The sequence below is a fragment of the Bacillus sp. 05T22 genome (genome assembly GCF_056396765.1).
In genome coordinates this window covers 45,687-70,351 of record NZ_JBFTMC010000008.1, presented here as the reverse complement: position 1 = coordinate 70,351, position 24,665 = coordinate 45,687, and the positions used below count along the sequence as shown (strand labels likewise).

At 37.4% G+C, this 24,665-nt stretch carries 27 protein-coding genes and 1 pseudogene; 14 read left to right on the top strand and 14 right to left on the bottom strand.

The window, feature by feature from the left end:
• Nucleotides 1-863: 863 nt before the first annotated feature.
• On the top strand, nt 864-1,544 hold the full coding sequence (locus tag AC1DIT_RS04785; RefSeq protein ID WP_003201638.1) for an MgtC/SapB family protein: 681 nt from the start codon (nt 864-866) through the stop codon (nt 1,542-1,544).
• Between the two features lie 104 nt (nt 1,545-1,648).
• Complete coding sequence (locus AC1DIT_RS04780) at nt 1,649-2,644, top strand: potassium channel family protein (protein ID WP_016112316.1); 996 nt, start codon at nt 1,649-1,651, stop codon at nt 2,642-2,644.
• Here AC1DIT_RS04780 and AC1DIT_RS04775 read toward each other — a convergent pair.
• A complete protein-coding gene (locus AC1DIT_RS04775; protein WP_016112317.1) occupies nt 2,634-3,044 on the bottom strand; it encodes a YugN-like family protein in 411 nt (136 codons plus the stop codon). The two genes, AC1DIT_RS04780 and AC1DIT_RS04775, sit on opposite strands and share 11 nt — an antisense overlap.
• A gap of 302 nt (nt 3,045-3,346) precedes the next feature.
• The gene (locus AC1DIT_RS04770; RefSeq protein WP_476998081.1) at nt 3,347-4,699 is read right to left on the bottom strand and encodes a glucose-6-phosphate isomerase; all 1,353 of its coding nucleotides are present in this window, start codon (nt 4,697-4,699) and stop codon (nt 3,347-3,349) included.
• Nucleotides 4,700-5,055: 356 nt separating this feature from the next.
• On the opposite strand from AC1DIT_RS04770, the gene AC1DIT_RS04765 reads away from it, so the two are divergent.
• Nucleotides 5,056-5,289, top strand: a complete 234-nt coding sequence (locus AC1DIT_RS04765) for a DUF378 domain-containing protein (protein WP_003201633.1) — start codon at nt 5,056-5,058, stop codon at nt 5,287-5,289.
• Between the two features lie 115 nt (nt 5,290-5,404).
• Here AC1DIT_RS04765 and yugI read toward each other — a convergent pair whose 3' ends face one another.
• The 3 genes from yugI to AC1DIT_RS04750 form a co-directional block, all read right to left on the bottom strand.
• Nucleotides 5,405-5,749 (bottom strand): S1 domain-containing post-transcriptional regulator GSP13, encoded by a 345-nt coding sequence (gene yugI / locus AC1DIT_RS04760; protein WP_016112319.1) that lies wholly within the window; start codon nt 5,747-5,749, stop codon nt 5,405-5,407.
• A 305-nt stretch (nt 5,750-6,054) separates the two neighbouring features.
• A complete protein-coding gene (locus tag AC1DIT_RS04755) occupies nt 6,055-7,245 on the bottom strand; it encodes an aminotransferase (RefSeq protein WP_016132144.1) in 1,191 nt (396 codons plus the stop codon).
• Nucleotides 7,242-7,739: an Lrp/AsnC family transcriptional regulator gene (locus AC1DIT_RS04750; RefSeq protein ID WP_003201624.1), complete on the bottom strand. Its 498-nt coding sequence runs from the start codon at nt 7,737-7,739 to the stop codon at nt 7,242-7,244. Before AC1DIT_RS04750 ends, AC1DIT_RS04755 begins: the two co-directional genes overlap by 4 nt.
• A gap of 89 nt (nt 7,740-7,828) precedes the next feature.
• On the opposite strand from AC1DIT_RS04750, the gene AC1DIT_RS04745 reads away from it, so the two are divergent.
• Both AC1DIT_RS04745 and AC1DIT_RS04740 read left to right on the top strand, forming a co-directional pair.
• Nucleotides 7,829-8,815 (top strand): 2-hydroxyacid dehydrogenase, encoded by a 987-nt coding sequence (locus AC1DIT_RS04745; protein WP_016132145.1) that lies wholly within the window; start codon nt 7,829-7,831, stop codon nt 8,813-8,815.
• A gap of 109 nt (nt 8,816-8,924) precedes the next feature.
• Complete coding sequence (locus AC1DIT_RS04740) at nt 8,925-9,764, top strand: alpha/beta fold hydrolase (protein ID WP_016112322.1); 840 nt, start codon at nt 8,925-8,927, stop codon at nt 9,762-9,764.
• A 201-nt stretch (nt 9,765-9,965) separates the two neighbouring features.
• Here the strand turns inward: AC1DIT_RS04740 and AC1DIT_RS04735 are convergent, their stop codons facing one another.
• Nucleotides 9,966-10,217: a DUF1871 family protein gene (locus AC1DIT_RS04735; RefSeq protein ID WP_016132146.1), complete on the bottom strand. Its 252-nt coding sequence runs from the start codon at nt 10,215-10,217 to the stop codon at nt 9,966-9,968.
• A 117-nt stretch (nt 10,218-10,334) separates the two neighbouring features.
• On the opposite strand from AC1DIT_RS04735, the gene AC1DIT_RS04730 reads away from it, so the two are divergent.
• Nucleotides 10,335-11,486, top strand: coding sequence for a MalY/PatB family protein (locus AC1DIT_RS04730; RefSeq protein WP_016112324.1), 1,152 nt, complete (start codon nt 10,335-10,337; stop codon nt 11,484-11,486).
• A 35-nt stretch (nt 11,487-11,521) separates the two neighbouring features.
• Here the strand turns inward: AC1DIT_RS04730 and AC1DIT_RS04725 are convergent, their stop codons facing one another.
• From AC1DIT_RS04725 to AC1DIT_RS04715, 3 genes and pseudogenes are all read right to left on the bottom strand, one after another.
• Nucleotides 11,522-12,061: a superoxide dismutase family protein gene (locus tag AC1DIT_RS04725; RefSeq protein ID WP_016132148.1), complete on the bottom strand. Its 540-nt coding sequence runs from the start codon at nt 12,059-12,061 to the stop codon at nt 11,522-11,524.
• Between the two features lie 69 nt (nt 12,062-12,130).
• A complete protein-coding gene (locus AC1DIT_RS04720) occupies nt 12,131-12,307 on the bottom strand; it encodes a hypothetical protein (protein WP_003201612.1) in 177 nt (58 codons plus the stop codon).
• Nucleotides 12,306-12,443 (bottom strand): annotated as a pseudogene (locus AC1DIT_RS04715) (ThiJ/PfpI family protein); the annotation flags it as partial. The gene AC1DIT_RS04720 and the pseudogene AC1DIT_RS04715, both read right to left, overlap by 2 nt.
• Nucleotides 12,444-12,596: 153 nt before the next feature.
• On the opposite strand from AC1DIT_RS04715, the gene kapB reads away from it, so the two are divergent.
• Nucleotides 12,597-12,980 (top strand): kinase-associated lipoprotein KapB, encoded by a 384-nt coding sequence (gene kapB / locus AC1DIT_RS04710; protein WP_476998080.1) that lies wholly within the window; start codon nt 12,597-12,599, stop codon nt 12,978-12,980.
• Between the two features lie 42 nt (nt 12,981-13,022).
• On the opposite strand, the gene kapD is transcribed toward kapB, so the two are convergent.
• Nucleotides 13,023-13,646, bottom strand: coding sequence for a 3'-5' exonuclease KapD (kapD, locus tag AC1DIT_RS04705; RefSeq protein WP_016112328.1), 624 nt, complete (start codon nt 13,644-13,646; stop codon nt 13,023-13,025).
• Between the two features lie 277 nt (nt 13,647-13,923).
• On the opposite strand from kapD, the gene AC1DIT_RS04700 reads away from it, so the two are divergent.
• Nucleotides 13,924-15,249, top strand: coding sequence for an ArsB/NhaD family transporter (locus AC1DIT_RS04700; RefSeq protein WP_476998079.1), 1,326 nt, complete (start codon nt 13,924-13,926; stop codon nt 15,247-15,249).
• Nucleotides 15,250-15,385: 136 nt separating this feature from the next.
• Nucleotides 15,386-15,520, top strand: coding sequence for a hypothetical protein (locus AC1DIT_RS04695; protein WP_077295385.1), 135 nt, complete (start codon nt 15,386-15,388; stop codon nt 15,518-15,520).
• 131 nt (nt 15,521-15,651) lie between these two features.
• Here the strand turns inward: AC1DIT_RS04695 and AC1DIT_RS04690 are convergent, their stop codons facing one another.
• Nucleotides 15,652-16,113, bottom strand: coding sequence for a hypothetical protein (locus AC1DIT_RS04690; RefSeq protein WP_003208937.1), 462 nt, complete (start codon nt 16,111-16,113; stop codon nt 15,652-15,654).
• Nucleotides 16,114-16,211: 98 nt separating this feature from the next.
• Here AC1DIT_RS04690 and AC1DIT_RS04685 point away from each other — a divergent pair, with 98 nt between their 5' ends.
• The gene (locus AC1DIT_RS04685; RefSeq protein ID WP_016132150.1) at nt 16,212-16,904 is read left to right on the top strand and encodes a DNA alkylation repair protein; all 693 of its coding nucleotides are present in this window, start codon (nt 16,212-16,214) and stop codon (nt 16,902-16,904) included.
• Between the two features lie 882 nt (nt 16,905-17,786).
• Nucleotides 17,787-19,163 carry a glycine--tRNA ligase gene (locus AC1DIT_RS04680; RefSeq protein WP_016112331.1) on the top strand — a complete coding sequence of 459 codons (1,377 nt, stop codon included), beginning with the start codon at nt 17,787-17,789 and terminating at the stop codon, nt 19,161-19,163.
• Nucleotides 19,164-19,194: 31 nt separating this feature from the next.
• Here the strand turns inward: AC1DIT_RS04680 and AC1DIT_RS04675 are convergent, their stop codons facing one another.
• Nucleotides 19,195-19,578 carry a hotdog fold thioesterase gene (locus AC1DIT_RS04675; RefSeq protein ID WP_016112332.1) on the bottom strand — a complete coding sequence of 128 codons (384 nt, stop codon included), beginning with the start codon at nt 19,576-19,578 and terminating at the stop codon, nt 19,195-19,197.
• 93 nt (nt 19,579-19,671) lie between these two features.
• Between AC1DIT_RS04675 and AC1DIT_RS04670 the strand changes: the two genes are divergently transcribed.
• Together AC1DIT_RS04670 and AC1DIT_RS04665 are read left to right on the top strand one after the other, a co-directional pair.
• On the top strand, nt 19,672-20,415 hold the full coding sequence (locus AC1DIT_RS04670; protein ID WP_016112333.1) for a DUF3298 and DUF4163 domain-containing protein: 744 nt from the start codon (nt 19,672-19,674) through the stop codon (nt 20,413-20,415).
• A 50-nt stretch (nt 20,416-20,465) separates the two neighbouring features.
• Nucleotides 20,466-21,056, top strand: coding sequence for a biotin transporter BioY (locus AC1DIT_RS04665; RefSeq protein ID WP_016132151.1), 591 nt, complete (start codon nt 20,466-20,468; stop codon nt 21,054-21,056).
• 47 nt (nt 21,057-21,103) lie between these two features.
• On the opposite strand, the gene galU is transcribed toward AC1DIT_RS04665, so the two are convergent.
• Both galU and AC1DIT_RS04655 read right to left on the bottom strand, forming a co-directional pair.
• Complete coding sequence (gene galU, locus AC1DIT_RS04660; RefSeq protein ID WP_016112335.1) at nt 21,104-21,991, bottom strand: UTP--glucose-1-phosphate uridylyltransferase GalU; 888 nt, start codon at nt 21,989-21,991, stop codon at nt 21,104-21,106.
• A gap of 191 nt (nt 21,992-22,182) precedes the next feature.
• The gene (locus AC1DIT_RS04655; protein WP_016132152.1) at nt 22,183-23,907 is read right to left on the bottom strand and encodes a phospho-sugar mutase; all 1,725 of its coding nucleotides are present in this window, start codon (nt 23,905-23,907) and stop codon (nt 22,183-22,185) included.
• Between the two features lie 143 nt (nt 23,908-24,050).
• On the opposite strand from AC1DIT_RS04655, the gene cdaS reads away from it, so the two are divergent.
• The gene (gene cdaS, locus AC1DIT_RS04650) at nt 24,051-24,656 is read left to right on the top strand and encodes a sporulation-specific diadenylate cyclase CdaS (protein WP_016132153.1); all 606 of its coding nucleotides are present in this window, start codon (nt 24,051-24,053) and stop codon (nt 24,654-24,656) included.
• The last annotated feature ends 9 nt before the right edge of the window (nt 24,657-24,665 follow it).

Sequence of the window (24,665 nt, the reverse complement as noted above, 5' to 3'; positions counted from 1 at the left end):
GTATTAGGCACGCCGCCAGCGTTCATCCTGAGCCAGGATCAAACTCTCCAATAAAGTTAGTTTGTCTAGCATCTAAAATAAAAATTGACGTTTCACGTTGTTTGTTTCGTTCAGTTTTCAAAGAACTTGTTTGCCGCTCATTTGCGACTTCCTTATGTTAACATCTTCATTTTTCGATGTCAACTAAGTTTTTTAATTTCTTTTTTCGCTTTCTGCTGTTTCGCATCAGCGACGGTTATTAATATATCATGTGGAAAAATGAAATGCAACACCCTTTTAAAACTTTTTTATAAAAAATAGCCAAGTTTCTCTATTTACGTCATATAATTAATAATATATATATCCATTTTGATTTTCCAACATATAAATCATTGCTATTACAGAACAAGAAGTGACCTGCATTCGGTTCCTCTCCTTGCTTTCACCTGGCATGGGGTTGGCGCTTCTATGCATGGACGGATTCTCTCTCCCACCTAAAAAAGGTTTGTGTCGGTTTTTCAATTTGTATTTATCCCGCATTAACGGGCAGTAACACCCCCACCTCAAGGTTCAGAGAGAAATGAGGAAGATAGGTGGGGGATCAACTGTCCGTAAAAGCCCGATTGGTTCAACTAATAATCAGTGGGGGATGAAGACCCCCCCCACTGATTAAAGTTTCACTTTATATAGAATATTCTTCTTTACATACAGCTTATCTTCCATCAACACCGTTTTTCTCTACATTTCAGTTCGTCTCAACGCGTTTATAACTTCTTATCCATATTCTTTACAAAGATACAATTCACAACTTTATAAGATGAACTTTCTATTGATAGATTGTCATCACCACTACATCGAACAAACTCACAAGGAGGAATATACATATGGACTATACCGATTTACTAATCAAGTTAGGTCTCTCTGCTATTTTAGGATTTGCTATCGGTTTAGAACGTGAATTAAAAAGAAAACCACTTGGCTTAAAAACGTGCTTAGTCATTTCAATTATTAGCTGTCTCCTCACGATTGTTTCTATTAAATCAGCTTATAACTTACCTCATACAGATCATATCAACATGGACCCCCTTCGCCTTGCAGCTCAAATTGTATCTGGAATTGGTTTTTTAGGTGCCGGTGTTATTTTAAGAAGAGGAAATGACAGTATTGCAGGCTTAACTACCGCCGCTATGATTTGGGGAGCTTCCGGTATTGGAATCGCTGTGGGGGCTGGTTTTTATCTTGAAGCAATTTTCGGCATGTGTTTTCTTATGATTAGCGTCGAACTCATTCCATTAACAATGAAAGTTTTAGGTCCTAGGTCACTCCGGCAACGAGATATCGCTGTCAAACTTGTTGTAAGCAATATGAACAATATCCCTATTGTTATTGAAGAAATAAAAGCAATGGACATAAAAGTAAAAAACATGAAACTCAAAACATTAGAAAATGGTTCACACTTTTTACAACTAAAATTGTCTGTCGATCAAAAAAGACATACAGCTGACGTCTATTATGCGCTGCAACATTTAGAAAGTGTACAGCAAACGGAAGTTGAAAGTATGTAGTATTCCTTATGAACTACTGAAAAGACTCTCTTACAAAACAGAGAGTTTTTCTTTTTTTCATAATGGTAACAATGTAGCTATACAAAATGAGGAGGAATATAAGTTTGAAATCACGAGCTAACCTAGTAGATGTATTTCGCGACTCCATTATTTTCCGCTTAATTAGCTTCATTGTTGTACTTATTACTGTTTTTGGTTTTCTAATATATAAATTAGAACCCACTTACTTTTCTACATGGTTTGATGGAATCTGGTGGGCACTTGTTACAACCTTTACTGTCGGTTACGGTGATTACGTTCCGCATACACCTGTAGGAAAACTTACAGGCATGATTCTCATTTTATTAGGCACAGGTTTCTGCTCCTATTATATGGTATTATTCGCTACCGAAATGATTAGTAAGCAATATATGAAAATTAAAGGCGAAGAAGCTGCTTCTTGTCACGGTCATATGATTATTGTCGGCTGGAATGAGCGCGCAAAACAAGTCGTGAGCCAAATGCATGTGTTACAACCAGACCTTGATATCGTACTCATCGACGAAACCCTTCCGTTGCTTCCAAAACCTTTCCATCACTTAGAGTTTATTAAAGGATGTCCACACCATGATCAAACTTTATTAAAAGCAAATATTAAAACAGCCCATACGATTTTAATAACGGCAGATAAAGAAAAAAATGAAAGCTTAGCTGACACACAATCAATTTTAAACATTTTAACTGCTAAAGGACTGAATCCAAATATTCACTGTATCGCTGAACTACTCACTTCTGAACAAGTTCAAAATGCAACTAGAGCGGGAGCGACAGAAATTATAGAAGGAAATAAATTAACAAGCTACGTCTTTACTGCATCTCTTTTATTCCCTTCTATTTCAGGTGTATTATTTACACTTTATAATGAAATCTCGGAAAGTAAATTGCAGCTGATGACTGTTCCTACATCTTATAGCGGAAAAACTTTCGAGGCTTGCAGTAGCCTCCTTTTAAAACAAGGCATCCTACTGCTAGGTGTGCAGCGGAATGAACAATATCACATCAATCCCATTCATTCCTTCGTTACTATTGAAAGCGACGTATTTATCGTAATTAAACATTAATGAGATGCTTTTCCAACTCTTTTACTAATGCCTTTCCAATATCAATATATTTTCTTTTTATATTCCCATCTGCATCTTGTGGCTCTGCAAATTGATCTAACCCACTTGCTCCAGCTGCTAATGTATTTACCTGATCATCCAGTTCGTCTTGGTATACATGTGAAAGAAGATACGGTGTATCAAGGCGAACAACTACTCCCGGTACATCCAGCTCTCCTTCAACTGCTGTAAATGGTACTCTTAAAAATTGATACCCATCTTCCTCATCTATTTTATAATCGAAGCATCCTTTCTCGTAATCCCAATTGCCGCCGATACTATAACCAAGCGGTTTTAATACTTCTTCTAATTTAAAAAGGGCATATGTATGGCCTTCTAAATTTGATTGAATTGGAATCAAGCTATTCATCCTTCCTAGACTTTTTCCTTAGCATGCCCGATTCATATTTGTTCTAATATCGATATATCGGCGATTCGACACAACTTATCGTCTATTCAGCAACATTCGACAAGTCTCATCCCAATCTTTCCAATAAAAAAAGCTATCGGGACTATCCCGATAGCTTTTTCCGCTTTTCTTTGTTCAGCTACATACAGCGGCTAGAACCTCCGGTCATTTCACTCTCTCGGTCGAAGTAAAAAACACTTCTTCGTCGAGAACTCCAATGCCCTGCGGTTCTGAGCAAGCCGCTTCCGCTTTTCTTACTTCAAACGTTCTTCTAATTCTGCTTTTAATTCTTCGAATCCTGGTTTTCCAAGAAGAGCAAACATGTTTTTCTTGTATGCTTCTACACCTGGTTGGTCAAATGGATTTACGCCTAATAGGTAACCGCTCATCGCACATGCCTTTTCGAAGAAGTATACAAGGTAACCGAATGTGTATTCATTTAATTCTGGAATGTTTACGATTAAGTTTGGTACCCCGCCATCACTATGAGCTAGTAATGTACCTTCGTATGCTTTTGTGTTTACGAAGTTTACTGTTTCACCAGCAAGGTAGTTCAGACCATCTAAATCGCTCTCATCTAATTCAATTTTTAGTTCATGTGTAGATTTTCCTACTTTAAGAACTGTTTCAAATAAGTCACGACGTCCTTCTTGAATGTATTGACCTAATGAATGTAAATCAGTAGAGAAGTTTGCTGAAGATGGGAAAATTCCTTTTTGATCTTTCCCTTCACTTTCGCCAAATAGTTGTTTCCACCACTCAGCAAAATATTGAAGTGCTGGCTCATAGTTAACAAGCATTTCAATCGTTTTTCCTTTATTATATAGAGCATTACGTACAACTRCATATTGGTAAGCAGGGTTTTCTTCCAGCTCAGATTTCGCAAAGTCATTATGTCCGGCAGCTGCACCTTGCATCATCTCTTCAATATTTAAACCACTCACTGCAATTGGTAATAAACCAACTGGTGTTAATACAGAGAAACGACCGCCAACATCATCTGGAATTACGAATGTTTCGTATCCTTCTTCGTCAGCTAATGTTTTTAAAGCACCACGCGCTTTATCAGTTGTTGCATAAATACGTCTACGCGCTTCTTCTTTTCCATATTTCTCTTCTAATAATTTACGGAAAACACGGAATGCAATTGCAGGTTCTGTTGTTGTACCTGATTTGGAAATAACGTTAATGGAGAAATCTTTACCTTCTAATACATCCATTAAATCTTTCATATAAGTGGAGCTAATGTTTTGTCCAACAAATAGCACTTGTGGAGTTTTGCGTTGTTCTTTAGAAAGCGTGTTGTAGAAAGAATGGTTTAACATTTCAATTGCTGCACGTGCTCCTAAGTAAGAACCACCAATACCTATAACAAGTAAAATGTCAGAGTCATTTTTAATTTTCTCTGCACTCTTTTGAATGCGAGCAAATTCTTCTTTGTCATATTGAAGCGGAAGCTCTACCCACCCAAGGAAATCGTTCCCAGCTCCAGTTTTTTCATGGATTGCATGGTGTGATACTTTTACTGCATCACGTAAATAAGTTAGTTCTTGTTCACTGATGAACGATAACGCTTTAGAATAATCGAACGTCACATGTGTGCTCATCTTTTTCCCTCCAATTATGTATATGTATTTCTGTATTCACTTTAGCGAAACTGGGATTGTAAATCAAGCAATTGGAGAATTGTAAACGTAACCAATATGTATTTTTTAGAAAAAGTTCATTTTTTGCATAAAAATCCGCATTTTAAAGTATAGATGTATATACATCATATGATGAATATTTTTTTGTGTATAAAAACAACAAAGGAGAGTCATTCTATAACAGAGTTAAGTTGTATAAGGTGCACTTCCATTTTCGGATTTCGCTTTATACCCACCAACCTCATATAGGTGGATTCTTACTACTCACGAAAACTAAAGGCTTGCTTATGCTTCAAATTTAAGGAGGATTACTCAAGATGAGTACTTTACAACGTATTGCTTTAGTATTCACTGTAATTGGTGCCGTCAACTGGGGACTAATTGGATTCTTTCAATTTGATTTAGTAGCAGCTATCTTCGGTGGGCAAAGTTCAGCACTTGCACGAATCATTTACGGTATCGTTGGTATTTCTGGGCTGATTAACCTTGGCTTATTATTTAAACCATCCGAAAATCTCGGAACACACCCAGAAACACGCGAAGTTCGATAATAAGGCACGGACTTCGTACTTCCCATCCGACATACGAATATGATTGCATGCAATCATATTTGCTAATATATATCATAATAAAATAAAAGAGAATCGCTAAATTAGCGATTCTCTTTTATTTTATTAACTGTGATTCTTCAATCCACTCTGTTAACTTCTCACGAAGCGTATTGAATCCTTTATCAGATGGATTTGGTACGATAATTCTTCCTTGCTTACGCTTTGCTGCTTTTAACGATAAACTCATTTTTCTGTGTTCTTCATCAATTGAAAGTACCTTTACTTCTACTATATCTCCAACCTTTAAAAAATCATGAATATCTTTTACATACCCATTTGTAATTTCAGATATATGCACAAGTCCTTGTGTTTCTTGATCCAATGCTACAAATGCACCGTAATCTTGAATTCCAGTTACTTTCCCTTTTACAACCACTCCTGTTGTGTATTGTTCTGACATATGAAACACTCCCATACGTTTACCAGTTTCCCTGCTATTTGCAGGTTGCAGTAAAAGTACCCACCTCAACATTTAAACGCATGTATACGCAAAGTGAGTAACTGCTCATAAATATCCAATTGGTGAAGACTCATTCTCAAGCGGAAAGAAATATCCCACTTGAGAAAAACTTCACTCTATATTAGTAAATTATACCACCAGCTCCCATTTCATTCAAAATTCATGAAAAAGTTTCCTTTAGTAAGTATAATTTTCAAATATTGGGATAGAATACTAACACATGGCTTTCTAGTATTCCCCCCCTTTTATGGACAAAACGTATTCTGTTTTGTCCTTTTTTTATTTTCTACAAATCGTTTCATTCGCTTCATAGCTTCCATTAATTGTTCAAGCGAAGTTGCATATGAACATCGAATAAACCCTTCACCGCTCTCACCAAACACACTTCCAGGTACAACTGCAACTTTTTCTTCTAGCAATAATTGTTCCGCAAATTCTGCTGAGGATAATCCTGTTGAAGAAATCGAAGGAAACACATAGAATGCTCCGCCTGGCACATGACACGTTAAACCCATTTCATTAAACGATGTCGTCATAAAATTACGGCGCTTTTTATAACTTTCTCTCATTCGAATGACTTCATCATTTCCAAAACGAAGCGCTTCTAATGCTGCAAATTGTGACATCGTTGGTGCGCACATCATTGAATATTGATGAATTTTCAGCATCAACTCTGAAAAGTGGACAGGGGCCGCAATCATTCCAAGGCGCCATCCAGTCATCGCAAATCCTTTTGAAAATCCTGAAATTAAAATCGTATGATCACGCATATTTTTTATGCTCGCAAAACTCGTATAAGCCTCGTCATATACAAGCTCCGCATAAATTTCATCAGATAATACAATGAGATTATATTTTTCAACGATTACTGCTAACTTTTCTAATTCAGACTTGTTTAGAAGTGCTCCTGTTGGATTATTTGGAGAACAAAGTAAAATTGCTTTTGTTTTTGTTGTAATCGCTGCTTCAATTTGCTCCGACTGTACTTTAAATGCATTCTCTAATGAAGTTGCTACCGGAACTGGCACTCCTCCAGCTAATGTAACAAGTGGGCCATATGATACAAAGCTCGGTTCAATGATGATCACTTCGTCGCCAGGATTTACAATAGCGCGCATCGCAACATCTAACGCTTGGCTCGCTCCAACTGTAACAATAATTTCTTCATCTGCATTATAGGAAACATGAAATTGCTTTTGAAGATACTTTGCTATTTCTTGACGTAACTCCAATAATCCTGCATTCGCAGTATATGCTGTGTATCCTTCTTCTAACGAACGAATACATGCCTGTCTCACATGCCATGGTGTAACAAAATCCGGCTCTCCCACTCCTAGTGAAATAACACCTTTCATACCTGCCGCTAAGTCAAAAAACTTACGGATACCGGATGGTTGTAAAGATTCTGCTGCTCTTGATAGTTCAAACTGCTTCATGGTGCCACCACAATCCGTTTATCATCATCAGTTTTGTCATAAATAAGTCCCTCATGTTTATATTTTTTCAAAATAAAATGTGTTGTTGTTGACACAACTGATTCAATTGTTGCTAACTTTTCAGAAACAAAACTTGCCACTTCACTCATACTTTTTCCTTCCAACGTAATAGAAAGATCGTATGTCCCTGACATTAAATAAACCGATTTCACTTCTGAATAACGATAAATTTGTTCTGCAACAGAATCAAAGCCAACACCGTGCTTCGGTGTAACTTTCACATCAATCATAGCTGTTAAACCACTATGTTCTTTTACTTTTGTCCAATCTATATGTGTAACATAATCAACAATGATTTTTTCTCTTTCTAATTTCTCAACCATTTCTTTTACTGCTTCTACTTTTATATTTAACATTTTTGCTAAAGTTTCTACGGATAAACGACTACTTTTTTCAAGACAAGCTAATAATTCTAATTCTTTTTCAGTCACCATATTCTTCATCCTTCCTTTTGTTTGTTTTTAAATTATACAGACACCTTTTTATGTTTGAAAAGAAGATTTTTTTAGAGAATTATGTAAAAATGAAAAAGAAAGGGGCGGAAACCGTGAAACCAAAAGTATATATCGCTGAACGCGTTCCAAAATTTGTAGAAACATATCTCTCCGAGCATTGTGAATATGAAAAATGGGATAGTAATGAAAAGATTCCTCGTGAAGTTCTATTAGAAAAAATAAAAGATAAACATGGCTTGCTTAACTTTGGGACAAAAATCGACGAAGAGTTATTGCGAGCAGCTCCTCACTTAAAAGTTGTGAGCAACATTTCTGTTGGCTATGATAACTTTGATTTAGAAGCGATGCAGGGCAGAAACGTGATTGGAACGAATACTCCATATGTATTAGATGATACAGTGGCCGATCTTGTTTTCGCTCTTATGCTATCAGCTGGACGACGCGTATGTGAGCTTGATTCTTATGTAAAAGACGGTAATTGGAATGCCGAAATTACAAAAAAACACTTCGGACTGGATGTACATCATAGTACAATTGGGATTATTGGAATGGGGCGAATTGGAGAAGCTGTTGCCAAGCGCGCAAAATTTGGATTTGATATGAATGTCCTTTATTATAATCGGCGTCGTAAGGAAGAGGCCGAACAAAAATTTGATGCCGCGTATTGTGATTTACACACACTACTAAAGCAATCTGATTTCATTGTTCTTTTAACGCCATTAACAGAAGAAACATATCAGCTCATTGGAGAAAAAGAATTTTCATTAATGAAAGAAACAGCTATTTTCATTAATGCTTCCCGCGGGAAAACAGTTGATGAACCTGCATTAATCGACGCACTGAAACAAAAGAAAATCTTTGCAGCAGGTATCGATACATTTACACAGGAACCGGTCGAAAAAGATAATCCGTTATTATCTTTAACAAACGTTGTTACGCTGCCGCACATCGGATCTGCGACATTAAAGACAAGACACCAAATGGCAATGACCGCTGCAGAGAATTTAGTTGCAGGGTTACAAGGAAAAACACCGCCTAATATTATACGAGGATAACACTTAGCACTGAAAAAGGTAGGATGGACCCCCATCTTGCCTTTTTTTGTTAACATAAATCTTTTTCTACTAGGAGATGATATGAAAAAAATCAATGGAGTGAAAGAAAATGAAACATGAGCTAGAGCATCCCTACTTCACTTTTTCCACTCGCGGCACTACTGTTCATTACGAGTTGTATGAACACCAGAGTAATGAGGAAAAACCAACTTTTGTACTCGTTCACGGTTTTCTCTCATCCTCATTTAGTTATCGACGACTTATCCCACTGCTTGCAAAAGAAGGAACAGTTGTCGCACTTGATTTACCACCGTTCGGAAAAAGTGATAAGTCCAACCAATTTATATATTCCTATCATAATTTAGCAACTATAATTATCGATTTAATGGAACACTTAGCACTTCAAAACATTGTGCTAGTCGGTCATTCAATGGGCGGACAAATCTCACTCTATGTCAATCGCATACGTCCTGATTTAATTACAAAAACAATCTTACTATGTAGCTCAAGCTACTTAACACGAGCAAAGTTCCCGCTCATCTACTCTTCCTATTTACCGTTCTTTCATTTATACGTAAAAAATTGGATTATAAGAAGAGGCATCGTTCATAATTTAATGAATGTCGTTCATGACCACTCTTTAATTGATGATGAAATGATGGAAGGGTACGCTGCTCCCTTTTATGATAACCGCATTTTCCCTGCCTTAACGCGAATGATCAGGGACCGAGAAGGAGATTTATCATCAGCTGAATTACGAAAAATCGAGACCCCAACCTTACTCATTTGGGGTGAAAAAGACCGCGTTGTTCCCGTTCATGTCGGGCACCGGCTACACAAAGACTTGCCAAACTCTACATTTATTTCATACGACAATACAGGACACTTGCTACCAGAGGAAAAGCCAGAGCATGTATATGAAGAAATCATAGCATTTTCAGCACAATAGTATTCATATATATATCGGCACTTCGACACAACATATCAACCATTCTACAAGGTACGATATAAAGTGAAACTTTATTCAGTAGGAGGTCTTCATCCCCGATCTAATTTCTTTGCTTTCGCTGAATCTTGAGGTGGGAGTGCTACTGCCAGTTAATGCGGGATAAACTTCCTACTAAAAAAAGCTGTCGGAACTTCCGACAGCCTACAATGAACAACTTCCGCCTTCTTTTAGTACGAGTAATTCCTGTGCTAATTTCTCGCATTTTTCAATAGCTGGTATTTCTTCAAACGACATAAAATAAATATGCTGTATTTTTTTTGCAATATATTTCGGATCGTCAAACGCACTTACCACGTACACAACATCGCTTGCTTCTGTTTCATAAAATTCCGATCCCATTTGAAAAGGATCCCAATTCTTCACCATTTCCACCATCTTTTCATATGCGCCCATCTACTTCCCGCCTTTTCCTATTTTTCACTCTTTTCTTTATCGTATCATATCAGCTATTCTAGAAGAAGGGAGGAACTTTTACAAAATCATAGATTCAAGTAGAAGGGAGCAAAAAAGATGCAGCAATTTCATAAAACTGTAAACCGCCGGGGAACACATAGTGTAAAGTGGGATACATATAAGAATGAAGAATTGTTACACGCATGGATTGCAGATATGGATTTTCCTATTCCAGAGCCAATTCAATCTGCACTGCAGAAACGCCTTGGGCATCCTATTTTCGGATATACAATGCCACCTGAAGAAATAACAGATATTATTTGTCGTTGGACAAAAAGTGCATACAATTGGGATATAAAAGAAGAATGGATTGTATTTAGTTCAGGTATCGTTCCTGCTCTTAGCACTAGTGTACAGGCTTTCACAACTGAAAATGATGCCGTACTTGTACAACCACCTATTTATCCCCCATTCTTTGACATGATCACAAAAAATAACCGTCATGTATGGGAAAGTCCATTACTTTTACAGGGTGGCACATACACAATGGATTTTGAACATTTGGAAACACAGTTTCAGCAAGGTGTAAAACTTATGTTTCTTTGTAGTCCACACAACCCGGTTGGTCGCGTTTGGACAAAGGATGAGCTTACAAAACTCGGCATGCTATGTGAACAATATAATGTAACCGTTATCTCAGATGAAATTCATGCAGACATTATTTTCTCAGGTCATACACACACGCCACTTGCTTCATTGTCAAAACAATTAGCAGCGCGTACAATCACTTGCATGGCGCCAAGTAAAACATTTAATATCGCAGGCTTACAGGCATCTATTATTATTATTCCTGACAAAAAACTTCGACATGCCTTTACATCTGTGCAACACCGTCAAGGCTTTCATGGGTTAAATACATTTGCTTATGTAGCAATGCAAAGCGCCTATACAGAGTGTAACGATTGGCTAGTAGAAATGCGTTTATATATAGAAGAAAATGCCCGATTTGCTTGTGAATTTATCAAGCAGCATATCCCTACCCTTTCCGTTATTCAATCAGAAGGTACTTTTTTACTATGGGTCGACTGTTCTCGCCTTGACCTATCTCAAAAAGAACGAACAAAACAGCTTGAAGAAAACGGGAAAATTATCGTTGAACCAGGTGAAAAATACGGAGCAGGTGGAGAACAGCATATTCGGATTAACATCGGCTGTTCAAGAAGACAACTTGAAGAAATACTACATAGACTTAAGTGTGTATTTTCATAATTAACTAAAAAAAGCTACCCTTTCAAAGGTAGCTTCTACTTTTTCTTAGCGGCTGCCTTTTCTACAATGACGCCACAAGCAATTCGATTCCCTGAATTTCCAGCAGGCTGCGTCATACCATCATCAGGCTTTTCCGTAATAATGATAGACGCACCATCTTTTCGATGCAGCGTTGTTTTCCCTTCTTGAAGTGATACATTAGGCGCTTCAATCTCCGCCTTAATCTTTCCTGTATCATCCGCAATAACATTCGGCAAATCACCATTCTCTGCACCTTTTGGATTCATAAGTCCATGTTTCTTTTTCTTCTCTAAATTAAAATGATTACCAGCTGATATAAAACGTGGTGCTTTACACTCTCCAATTTCATGAATATGTAATCCATGTGCACCTGGCGAAAATCCTTCTGCCTTAATGGATATTTTCACACCACTTGTTTGCTGCTTCACTTTTGCTGTTCCAACTTTATCACCAGAAGCATTATATAATTTCACATCGATTTCTTTCGGATTTCCTTTATCACAACCTGCCATAAGAAACAGCAAACAACACCCGAATAAAAGCTGCTTTTTCATCACAATTCCCTCCAGAATACATTCTGCCCTTAGATTGTCCGAGCATAGAGGGAAACATACAAAACCGAATTAGTGTTTCTTTTCCGCTAACAGCTTGCGCTCCACTTTCTCCAAACGTTCCGCCTCTCTCTTTGATACGCGAATAAACATGCGCCATGTTGCAATCGCACCGATTATAAATAAAACACAAACAATCCCTGGAATAATATATTCTGTTTTATCTTCCGGAAAATATAAAGGCATCATGAAGATCACTCCTCCCTACAAGTTTAACGTCCCAATTTTTTATTCTTCCAATCAAGTTTACTCTATTCAGTAAATCCCACGGCAAAAATACATCTATATCTGTGAATTCATCGAAGCAAACGATGCATACCTTCATCCTTTCGATCCCTCAGAATTTTCTGTTATATTATTTCGAATTATAACATTTCTCTGATCACAAGCACACCTAACTTCTCAAAATCATTCTCCCGCAAATGATTTCTTTGACTCTATTCCTCACTTTCCTTACTATAAAGTTGAGGTGAAAAATATGAACGAAACATTCCAAATTGGTGATATCGTTACTGGTATCTATAAAACAGGAAAGTATATCGGTGAAATTACAAACAGCCGTCCTGGAAGTTACGTTGTGAAAGTGTTAGCTATTTTAAAACATCCGACGCAAGGTGATTTACATAATGTAAAACAAGCGGATGTTCCATTTTTCCATGAAAGACGCGCTTTAGCATTCAGGGAGCAAACAAATATCCCGCRGCAAATGGTGAAAAAATACGAGGGCGATATTCCGGATTATAAAGAATCCTTACAATCCGCATTAGAAGCACAAATGAATGAATTCTCAGAAAATGACGGTCCGTTTGCGAGGCGTAGTTTGCAGGTACTCCAGCAGTTAAAACAAGATTACAAGCTGTAAAAAAAACAAAACGACCAAATTACACAGTTTGTAATTTGGTCGCTATTGTGTACTCACTTTCTTTAACACCTTTGAAAAATCGATGAGCTCACCTAAAGTCGGGGGAGATGGCTTTACTAAATATTCTTTATCCTTTTCAACTAGTTTAAAAATATTATAGGTCGTTATCGCATCATCAAGCGCGCAATGATGCTTTCCTGTTCCTACTTTCCCGTACGCTTCAATCGCTTTCCATAATCCAGTTTGATTCCGTTCGCCAAAGAAACGTTTATACTCGAGTGATAAATCTCGGCATTGCCCCGAAAAAGGAAACTCGGCACCTATGGCCTCACAATTATGCTTCAATACTTTCATATCCATATTACCCCACGTTACAATTGTTGTTTGACGACGTTTTTCATATTGTACAAGTTTCTCGACAAGTTCCAAAAAAGAAATCCCTCCGTCTACCGCTTCCTGATTAATTCCTAAAAATTTTTTACACCGCTCTGTTAAGCATGAAAAAGTTTCCGGTCGTACATACGATGAATACGTATCTTCCACTACACAATCAACAACTGATACGAGTCCTACCTCAATAATTTCTGGAAAAAAACCCTTTGGTTTCTTCCTATTTTGAGGCATCGTGAACTCAAAATCCAAAAATAAAAATTGTTGTCCATCCATACGATCCCTTCCTTATCATTCTGTCTACTTTGTACTCCTACACGAACAGGCTCGAATGCTATTACATAAGATACATTCAGATTGGATGTATCTTATGTATATGTCAAATAACCACAAATATTTTTAAAAAGAAGAAAAATTCATTTGTACAGAAAATATGACAAAACAAACCCTTTCATTTACATCCGACATTTTTCTACTTTATAATGGCTTTAAGTGTGTTTCTTCCAGAAATTTATGACACACTAAGAAAAGTACCCGAAAGGAGATGGAATTTTTGCACGAAACAACGCAARAAATCGCTAACTGGCAATATTACTTTGCAATCGCAGTCTTTCTAATTACATATGCCATTATCATTTCAGAAAAAATTAACCGTGCTGTTATCGCGCTTCTCGGTGCGGCACTTATGGTCATCTTTGGTGTCGTCGACTTGCACAACGCTTTTACAAAACATATTGAATGGGGAACCATCACGCTACTGATCGGCATGATGATATTAGTAAACATCACAAGTAAATCAGGCGTATTCCAATATGTTGCAATTAAAGCCGCTAAACAAGCACAAGGAAATCCAATTAAAATCTTAATTTCTCTTTCTTTGCTTACCGCGCTCGGTTCCGCATTTCTAGATAACGTAACAACTGTACTTCTTGTTGTTCCCGTTACTTTATCTATTACGCGCATTTTACAAGTAAATCCTGTTCCATATTTACTTTCCGAAATTATTTTTTCAAATATTGGGGGAACTGCAACATTAATTGGTGACCCACCAAACATTATGATTGGTTCTGCAAACAAGCATTTAGATTTTAATGCTTTCTTATTCAACTTAGCCCCAATCGTACTAATTATTATCGCTGTTACCGCGATAATGATTTACTTTATGTACCGCAAGCAGTTAATTGCTGACCCTGTACAAATTAAAAAACTAATGAGCTTAGACGAAAAACAATACATTAAAGATGCTGTACTAATGAAAAAATCTTTAACTGTACTTGGACTTACAATCCTCGGTTTTATGACTCATTCTATTTTCCACATTGACGCCGCAGTAATCGCATTAACAGGTGCTACTGTACTTATGCTAATCGGTGTAAAAGAGCATGAAATTGAAGAAGTATTCGCTCACGTAGAGTGGATTACAATTTTCTTCTTTGCTGGTCTATTCGTACTCGTTGGTGGACTTATTGATATCGGACTTATCAAAATGTTAGCCCAAAAAGTAATCGGTTTAACAGGCGGAGATATTTCTTACGCATCCATCCTTATTTTATGGGTATCCGGCATTGCTTCAGCAACAATCGATAACATTCCGTTCGTTGCAACAATGATTCCACTTATTAACGATATGGCAGTCGGTCTTGGTCTATCACCTTCTGATGCACAAATCGATGTATTATGGTGGTCATTAGCATTAGGAGCCTGTCTAGGTGGAAACGGAACATTAATCGGTGCTTCCGCTAACGTAATCGTTGCTGGAATCGCAAGCCGTGAAGGACACCGATTTAGCTACGTGGACTTCTTAAAAGTCGGTTTCCCAATTATGATTGTTTCATTAATTGTTTCTCACATTTATATTTATCTGCGTTACTTAATGTAGTATAAAAAGCGGAAGTTGCTCGTTTGGAATCGCAGGGCGTTGGAGCATCCGACAAAGAAGCGCTTTTTGCTTCGTCCGAGGGGGCGAAACGACCGGAGATTCTAGCCACTGAAGCTGGATTCCATAAAAAGCAGAAGTGGCTCGCTTAGAATGTGAAGGGGATGGAACTCCTGACATAGAGGCGCTCTTTGCCTCGGCGGAAGAAGCGAAGCCACCGAACATTCTAGCCACTGAAGCTGGATTCCATAAAAAGCGGAAGTGGCTCGCTTAGAATCACTATCCAAAAAAGGCTATCGCTAGATGCGATAGCCTTTTCCCTTTCTATTTCCCATCATATATCGGCGGTTCGGAACAACATATCGACCGTTCGACAATATGCAACATGATTATTCATAATAAATTCTAATATTTCGTTGGTTCATTTCGAATCAAAAACAGGTGAATCGGAAGAAAAATAGAACATGTTATCACATGGATGACTGTAAATAATATTGCGTTCGTACCATAACGCTCCAAAATGGCGTATACTAAGTAAATCGACAGAACGAGTACTACAACACTTGCTAAAAGGCTTATGATTGGAATGAAGTTCAAAATAAAACAAGCAACGTATATACCGAATACTTTCCATCCAGCTCCTTCTTTCAAAAAATCAGGTAACTTCTCCCTTGCCAAATCCCCCCATACTTTACTATTTAAAAATGGAATAAAAGCAAGAATGCCATCTTCAGCACCATCATTTTTTGCCATTGTATAGAGTGCAAATGCAGTTAACAAATACGCAATAAATGCCCATATTAAAATAATAACAATAGCAACAAAACTAAGAGCAAAAAAACCTGCTAATATACTTTGATCTTCCATCGCTCCCTCTCCTTTCTACTCTCATCGGATTTCTTATATCCATTTCATATCACTTCTTTATATAATATGAACAAAGACCATGAAAGGAGAACAATTTTATGCACCCATTTGTAAAAGCCTTACAGCAACAGTTTATCGCACATCAAAATCCTGAAAAAGCAGAACCAATGGCTCGTTATATGAAAAATCATTTCCCATTTCTCGGTATTCAAACACCGGAAAGAAGAAAGCTATTACGTGAAGTCATACAAGTACATAAACTTCCAGACAAAGAGGACTTTCAAACCGTCATCCGTGAACTTTGGGATTTACCAGAACGCGAATTCCAAGCCGCCGCTCTCGATCTATTACAGAAATATAAAAAGCATCTTGATAAAACTCACATCCCGTTCTTAGAAGAACTCATTATAACGAAATCATGGTGGGATTCCGTTGATGGCATTGTTCCTACCTCCCTAGGAAGCATTTTTTTGAAACATCCAGAAGCCATTCAAACATACATCCCGAAATGGATTGCTTCAGAAAATATATGGTTACAGCGCTCCGCAATCTTATTTCAACTAAAATATAAAGAACAAATGGATGAAAAACTTCTCTTCTCAATCATTGGACAACTCAAATCTTCAAAAGAATTTTTCATCCAAAAAGCAATCGGCTGGGTACTTCGTGAATACGCAAAAACAAGCCCAGATGCTGTATGGGAATATGTTCAAAATCATGAACTTGCTCCTCTAAGCAAACGTGAAGCAATTAAACATATTCGCTCTACTATGAGCACCTCTTCAGATTGAACTCTCCCCCTTCACTTCATTTAGAGGAGGGGGGTCTTCTCGATTAAAATGATAAAGAATAGTAAAATAGGCGAAACTCTATCATATATATCCATCTTGATTTTCCAACATATCAGTCCCTGCCATGAAAACAAAAGAAGCGATGGTCTCATTTTTTCCTTTTGTTTTCACTTGGCACGGGGCTAAAAATGGCACTGTCCACTTCTAGCCATCGGCGGACGCTCTCTCCCATCTAAAAAAGAAAGGTTTTCTATCCTTTTTTCAATTTGTATTTATACACAAATGCTTTCCATCATACAAATCACAGCTATGAAAACAAAAGAAGATATCCACTCGTTTTCTCCTTCTGTTTTCACTTGGCATGGGGCTAAAAATGGCACTGTCCGCTTCTAACCATCGGCGGACGCTCTCTCCCATCTAAAAAAGAAAGGTTTTCTATCCTTTTTTCAATTTGTATTTATATAGATACAATCGTTCCTCTATTGTGATTTAAAAAGGAACATGATAGAATATGGTCATTATTATAAAATATAGTAGCGATGACAGACTTATAAGTACTTGCACAAAAAGCGATTCAGGGATAGTGAAAGCCTGAAAAAGCGAGGAAACGGCAGTCTCGAGCAATACGTGATAAAGTGGTTGTGTGTTTACACACACATCAACTAGGGTGGAACCGCGGGTATACAAGCTCGTCCCTAGGCAAAAATGCCTAGAGACGAGCTTTTTTTATTTAAAAGCGGAAGCAGCGAAGCCACCGAACATTCTAGCCGCTGGAGCTAGATCTCACCGAAAAGCGCAAGCGGCTTGCTCGAGAAATTGCCATTCAACAAGTACATCCAGTCATCGCCCTAATACGTTAACTTTTAAAAGGAGGATTTTATTATGTATTCAATGGAACAAGTTGTAAACTTAGCGAAGCATCGCGGTTTTGTTTTCCCTGGTTCTGAAATTTATGGTGGTCTTGCAAACACCTGGGATTACGGTCCACTTGGTATCGAATTAAAAAATAACGTTAAAAAAGCTTGGTGGAAAAAATTCATTCAAGAATCTCCATACAATGTTGGTTTAGACGCAGCAATTTTAATGAACCCAAAAACTTGGGTAGCTTCTGGTCATGTTGGTAACTTTAACGATCCAATGATTGACTGTAAAAAATGTAAAGCGCGTCACCGTGCTGATAAATTAATTGAAGATGCTTTAGATGCAAAAGGCATCGAAATGGTCGTTGATGGTCTTACTTTCGATCAAATGGCTGGATTAATGAAAGAACATGAAGTAAAATGCCCAGATTGCGGTAGCGAAGACTTCACTGAAATCCGTCAGTTCAACTTAATGTTTAAAACATTCCAAGGTGTTACTGAATCTAGCACAAACGAAATCTTCCTTCGCCCTGAAACAGCACAAGGTATTTTCGTAAACTTCAAAAACGTACAACGCTCTATGCGTAAAAAACTTCCATTTGGTATTGGCCAAATCGGTAAAAGTTTCCGTAACGAAATTACACCTGGTAACTTCACATTCCGTACACGTGAATTCGAACAAATGGAGCTTGAATTCTTCTGTAAACCTGGTGAAGATTTAGAGTGGTTCACATTCTGGCGTAACACTTGTAAAAACTGGTTACTATCACTTGGTATGCACGAAGAGAGCATGCGTCTTCGTGACCACGGTGAGGAAGAGTTATCTCACTACAGTAACGCAACAACAGATATCGAATTTAAATTCCCATTCGGCTGGGGCGAACTTTGGGGCGTTGCATCTCGTACAGACTTCGACTTAAAACGTCACATGGAACACTCTAACGAAGACTTTAACTATATCGATCCACAAACGAACGAACGTTACGTACCATACTGCATCGAGCCATCTCTTGGCGCAGACCGCGTAACATTAGCATTCTTATGTGATGCATACGAAGAAGAACAATTAGAAAACGACTCTCGTACAGTTCTTCGTTTCCACCCTGCTTTAGCACCATACAAAGCAGCAATCTTACCACTATCTAAAAAGTTATCTGAAGGCGCTGGGGAAGTGTTCGCAGAACTAGCAAAAGACTTCGTGGTAGACTTTGACGAAACTGGTTCTATCGGTAAACGTTACCGTCGTCAAGACGAAATCGGTACACCATTCTGTATCACTTATGACTTCGACTCAGTTGAAGACAAAGCTGTTACAGTACGTGACCGTGACACAATGGAGCAAGTTCGTATGCCAATTAGCGAACTAAAAGGCTTCTTAGAGAAGAAAATCCAGTTCTAATGATAGAAAGGCTGCCTCTGGGCAGCCTTTTTTATTGCTCACGCTTCTCTTTAATTGCAACTGTACATCTTGAAATGCAAAGTAAATCATCATTTTCATCAATGATTCGCACATCCCAAACCATTGTTGTTTGTCCTTTATGGATTGGCGTACCGATTGCTGTTACGATTCCATCGCGTTTCGAGCGAATATGATTCGCATTTATTTCAAGACCAAAACAAATACACTTTTCTTGATCAATTAAATTATAGGAGCCTACGCTCGCTACAGTTTCTGCTAATGCAACTGATGCGCCACCGTGTAAAAAACCAAAAGGTTGATGTGTGCGTCCATCTACTGGCATAGTTGCTACTACTTTTTCTTCCGTCATTTCTAACAGCTCAATCCCAAGTGCATCCATTAATGTTTTCGGCATACTACTTCCTCCTTTTTCTTGTTTAAAAATGTATAATTTTCCCTATTTATTTTCAAACTACCTATAGCACTTATATAAGGAGGTTCTATCTACATGAAAAACAAATTCTATATTCTATTACTCTTAGTCTCCTTGCTCATTATTGTACCAAATTATACGAATGCAGCCCACCCTTCTAACCTGACAATCGATATTAAGCCTGTCACACAAAAAGGTAAGAAACCTTATCTTGAATATCAAATTAGCAGACCTTATTTTAGTAATTTTTACGATACAAAATTTCAAAAAAAGTTGAATACATACTATAAAACAACTACTGATCGTTTTAAAACAACATTAGCGAAAGAAGCAAAAAAATATTATACAGAGGCTCAGGAATCAAATGCTCCTTTTCATCCATATGTTGCAAATGTTGACTATAAAGTAACATTGCAAAAATCTCCCTTACTCAGTCTCTATGTAAATTATTATCAGTATACAGGTGGAGCACACGGACTATATACATGGAAGGCGAATACATTTGATTTAAATGAAAAAAGATTACTTAATTTGGACGACTTATTTCAAAAAGACAGTACGTATCAAGATATCATCCGCACAGAAATCGTTAGACAAATTAAGCAAAATGAAAGCATCTATTTTCCAGATGCAACTGAAAAAGTCATGAGTACAAAGAAATTTAACTATTATTTAGAACCCGATCATCTTGTCATCTATTTCTCATTATATGAAATAGCTCCTTACTCAAGCGGTATTCCACAATTTCGCATTCCATACACTTTACTTAGAAAAGCACTAAAGCCTAACTATCAAAACATTTTAATTGACAACGGATAAATGGATTCGCTACTATATTGTTAACCAAACAACAACTGGAGGTTAACAATATGAGACGATTACGTGCTTTAGATTTAGCACTAGCTGCTATGTTTGTTGCGCTCATGGCAATCGGTGCGAATATCGTATCCTGGGCACCGTTTTTACAAGTGGCTGGTATTCCACTTTCCATGCAACCATTTTTCGCAATTTTAGCAGGTCTTCTTCTTGGAAGCAGACTTGGGGCCTTATCTATGACTGTTTATATGCTTGTTGGTGTTGCAGGAGCACCAATTTTCGCGCAGTTCAAAGCTGGATTTGGCGCACTTTTAGATCCTACTGGTGGTTTTATTATCGCATTCATTATCGTTGCTTACGTATCAGGAAAACTAGTAGAACCAAGAGAAAAACCACAATTCAGTACCTTTGCAATCGCGTCTTTTACAGGAATTATTTTAACCTATATCATTGGTACTACTTATATGTATGCGGCTGTAAACTTCTGGATGGGCGGAAATATGAGTTACAAAGCGGCCTGGACAATTATGATGTGGTTCGCGGTTAAGGATATGATCTTTACAATTATCGGTGCTATGATTGCACCTCGAATATACTATGCAGTTCGTCGTTCTGCTTATCAGCATTCTCATTCAACACTATGACAATGAAAAAGAGTTACTCCAACGTATGGAGTAACTCTTTTTTTATATTATGATTCTTGCTTCATTTGTTCTTCTAAAATTTTCTTCATCATAACAAGCATGTCATCTCTTAATTCTTCATGCTGAAGTGCCATTTCAATTGTCGTTTGAACAAAGCCTAATTTTTCTCCAACATCGTAACGCTTTCCTTCAAAGTCATAAGCAAATACACGTTGAATTTCATTTAAACTTTGGATTGCATCTGTTAATTGAATTTCACCACCTGCACCAACATTCTGGTTTTCTAAGAACATAAAGATTTCAGGTGTTAAGATGTAGCGTCCCATAATCGCTAAGTTTGAAGGTGCTGTACCTTGCGCTGGCTTCTCAACAAACTTTCGAACTTGATAACGACGACCTTCTTGTTCTAGTGGATCAATAATTCCATAACGATGTGTTTCTGCTTCTGAAACTGTTTGCACACCAATAACAGAAGAAAGTGTTTTATCATATTCGTCAATTAATTGACGTAAACATGGTTTTTCAGCTTGAACAATATCATCACCTAATAGAACAGCAAATGGTTCATCACCAATAAACTTACGTGCACACCAAACCGCATGCCCTAATCCTTTTGGCTCTTTTTGACGGATATAATGAATATCAACCATTTTAGAAGAAGCTTGTACTTTTTCAAGTAACTCATATTTTTTCTTCTCTAATAAGTTTTGTTCTAATTCGAACGCATTATCGAAATGATCTTCAATAGAGCGTTTTCCTTTACCAGTAACGATAATAATATCTTCAATTCCAGATGCCACAGCTTCTTCTACAATGTATTGAATCGTTGGCTTATCTACAATTGGAAGCATTTCTTTCGGCATCGCTTTTGTTGCCGGTAAAAAACGCGTTCCTAATCCCGCAGCGGGAATAATCGCTTTTCTTACTTTTTTCATAACAAATACCCTCTTTTCTGTTCTAATCGTCAAATACCTTTTCTTATTGTATCGTGTGATTCTCTATTTTCTATACAGTGAACCTTTCATCCACCTTCAGCAAGCGAATTTTTTCCACATGCAAGAAAAGAGGAGGCCGTTCTACGTTCTCCTCTTTCTTCCTCCATTAATGGAAGTAACACTCTATCTCATTATAAACGATTCATGATATCTTCTTTAATAGCAAGTAACTTTTGTTCACTATTTTGTAAGGAATCATCTTTCACACCAAAATAAAACTTGATTTTTGGCTCTGTTCCAGATGGACGTAGGCAGAACCAAGAACCATCCGCTAATTGATATTTTAACACATTTGATTTCGGTAAGTGAATCTCTTCCTTACTTCCATCTTCTAGAGATGTAATGATGCTTGCTTTATAATCTTCTACAGAATTCACTGTTAAGCCAGCCACTTCTTTTGGTGGATTTTCACGGAATGATGCCATCATCTCTTGAATTTTCTCTGCACCATCTTTTCCTTTTAGCGTTAACGATACAAGGTCTTCACGGAAGAAACCGTATTTCGCAAACACTTCTAATAAACCATTGTATAACGTTTTGCCTTGTGATTTATAATATGCTGCAACTTCACATGCAAATAAAACAGATTGTACTGCATCTTTATCACGGCAGAATGGACGAATTAAATAACCATAACTTTCTTCATAGCCAAATTGAAATTCATATTGTCCACTTTCTTCATACTGCTTAATCTTCTCACCGATAAATTTAAATCCAGTTAATGTATCTACTGTATCTAAACCATACGCTTTCGCAATTGTACGACCAATTTCAGAAGTTACGATTGTTTTTAACACAACACCGTTTTCTGGAAGTGTATCGTTTTGTTTCTTTTGTGATAATAAGTAATCAAGCATTAACGCACCCGTTTGGTTTCCTGTTAACACTTGGTACTCACCAGCGTGATTACGAGCAGCTACGCCAAGACGATCTGCATCTGGATCTGTTGCGATTAGCACATCCGCTCCCACTTTCTCTCCGTCACGAATCGCAAGTTCAAACGCTGCGTGCTCTTCTGGGTTTGGGGATTTTACTGTTGAGAAGTTTGAATCTGGTAACTCCTGTTCTTTTACAACTGTTACGTCTGTAAATCCAACTGCTTCTAAACCACGACGCGCTGGAATATTGGATGTTCCATGTAGTGGTGTAAAGACGATTTTTAAATCTTTTCCAACTTCTTGTACCATTTCTTTATTGATGATGACTGTTTTTAACTGTTCTAAATATGCATCATCTACTTCTTGTCCAATGATATGTAATAAGCCATCCGCTTTCAATTGCTCCACATCAGCAACTTCTACTGTTAATTCATCTTCTACTTCATTTACGTAGCTAATTAACTCGTCTGCTTCTTTCGGAGGCAATTGTCCACCATCTTCTCCATATACTTTATAACCGTTATATTCAGGTGGATTATGACTTGCCGTAAGAACRATTCCACTTACTGTATGTAAATAACGCACTGCAAAAGAAAGTACTGGCGTTGGGCGTAAACTTTCAAATACATATGTTGTAATGCCATGAGCACCAAGGGTAGCTGCTACTTCCATTGCAAATTCAGGTGATTTATGACGAGAATCATACGCAACAACAACGCCACGTTTCTTCGCTTCTTCACCTAATTTTTCAATAAAGTGCGCCAATCCTTTTGTTGCTTTTCGAACTGTATATACGTTCAAACGGTTCGTACCAGCACCAAGTTCTCCGCGCATACCACCTGTACCGAATTCTAAGTTTTTATAGAAGCTATCTTCTATTTTCTTTTCATCCTGCTTCATATTTTCTAGCTGTTCTTTTAGTTCTGCATCTAAGTTTACATAGGAAAGCCAGCGACTATATTCTTGTTTCCAATCCATTATCTTATCTCCTCTCGCATGTCATAACTACATTATATGAAAAAAACGACAAGTATCTCAATATATTTTAAAGTATAGCAGGATTTTACTATTGTGATTTGCACACACTAATGCTATATAATTCAAACAAAAAGGTGAGAAAAATGGAAGAATGGGGATTATCAGACGAGTTAAAAATAAAAACGAAACAAATGATTGAGGTTGTAGAAGCGGAATTACAGAGCATGAAACAAACGGTTGAACAAGACGGTGAGTGCATTTTATGTAAAATGGAAGAAATTCACCATCTACTAAGCAATGTTCAAACCCTAGCAGCTTCTTATTATTTAAAGGCATATTTATCACCATTTACATCAGGTTATGCTCCCCTTACAACAGCAATTCAGCATTTAGGTGATAGGAAACATGGTGCATTAATTGTTGTAGAAAGAAATGATTCACTTGATTCCCTTATTCAAACTGGAACAAGACTTGAAGCATATTTAACCGTTCCACTACTGGAATCTATCTTTTATCCAGGAAATCCTCTTCATGACGGAGCTATTCTCATTAGAAGTAACCATATTGTTTCAGCAGCGAACATTCTCCCTCTAACAAAAAATACAGAGATTGACTCAAAACTTGGAACACGCCACCGAGCTGCAATAGGTTTATCCGAAAAAAGCGATGCACTCATATTAGTTGTCTCTGAAGAAACAGGTCGCACATCTTTTGCGTTAAACGGAACGTTATATACCATTTCTTTATAAGAAAAGGCA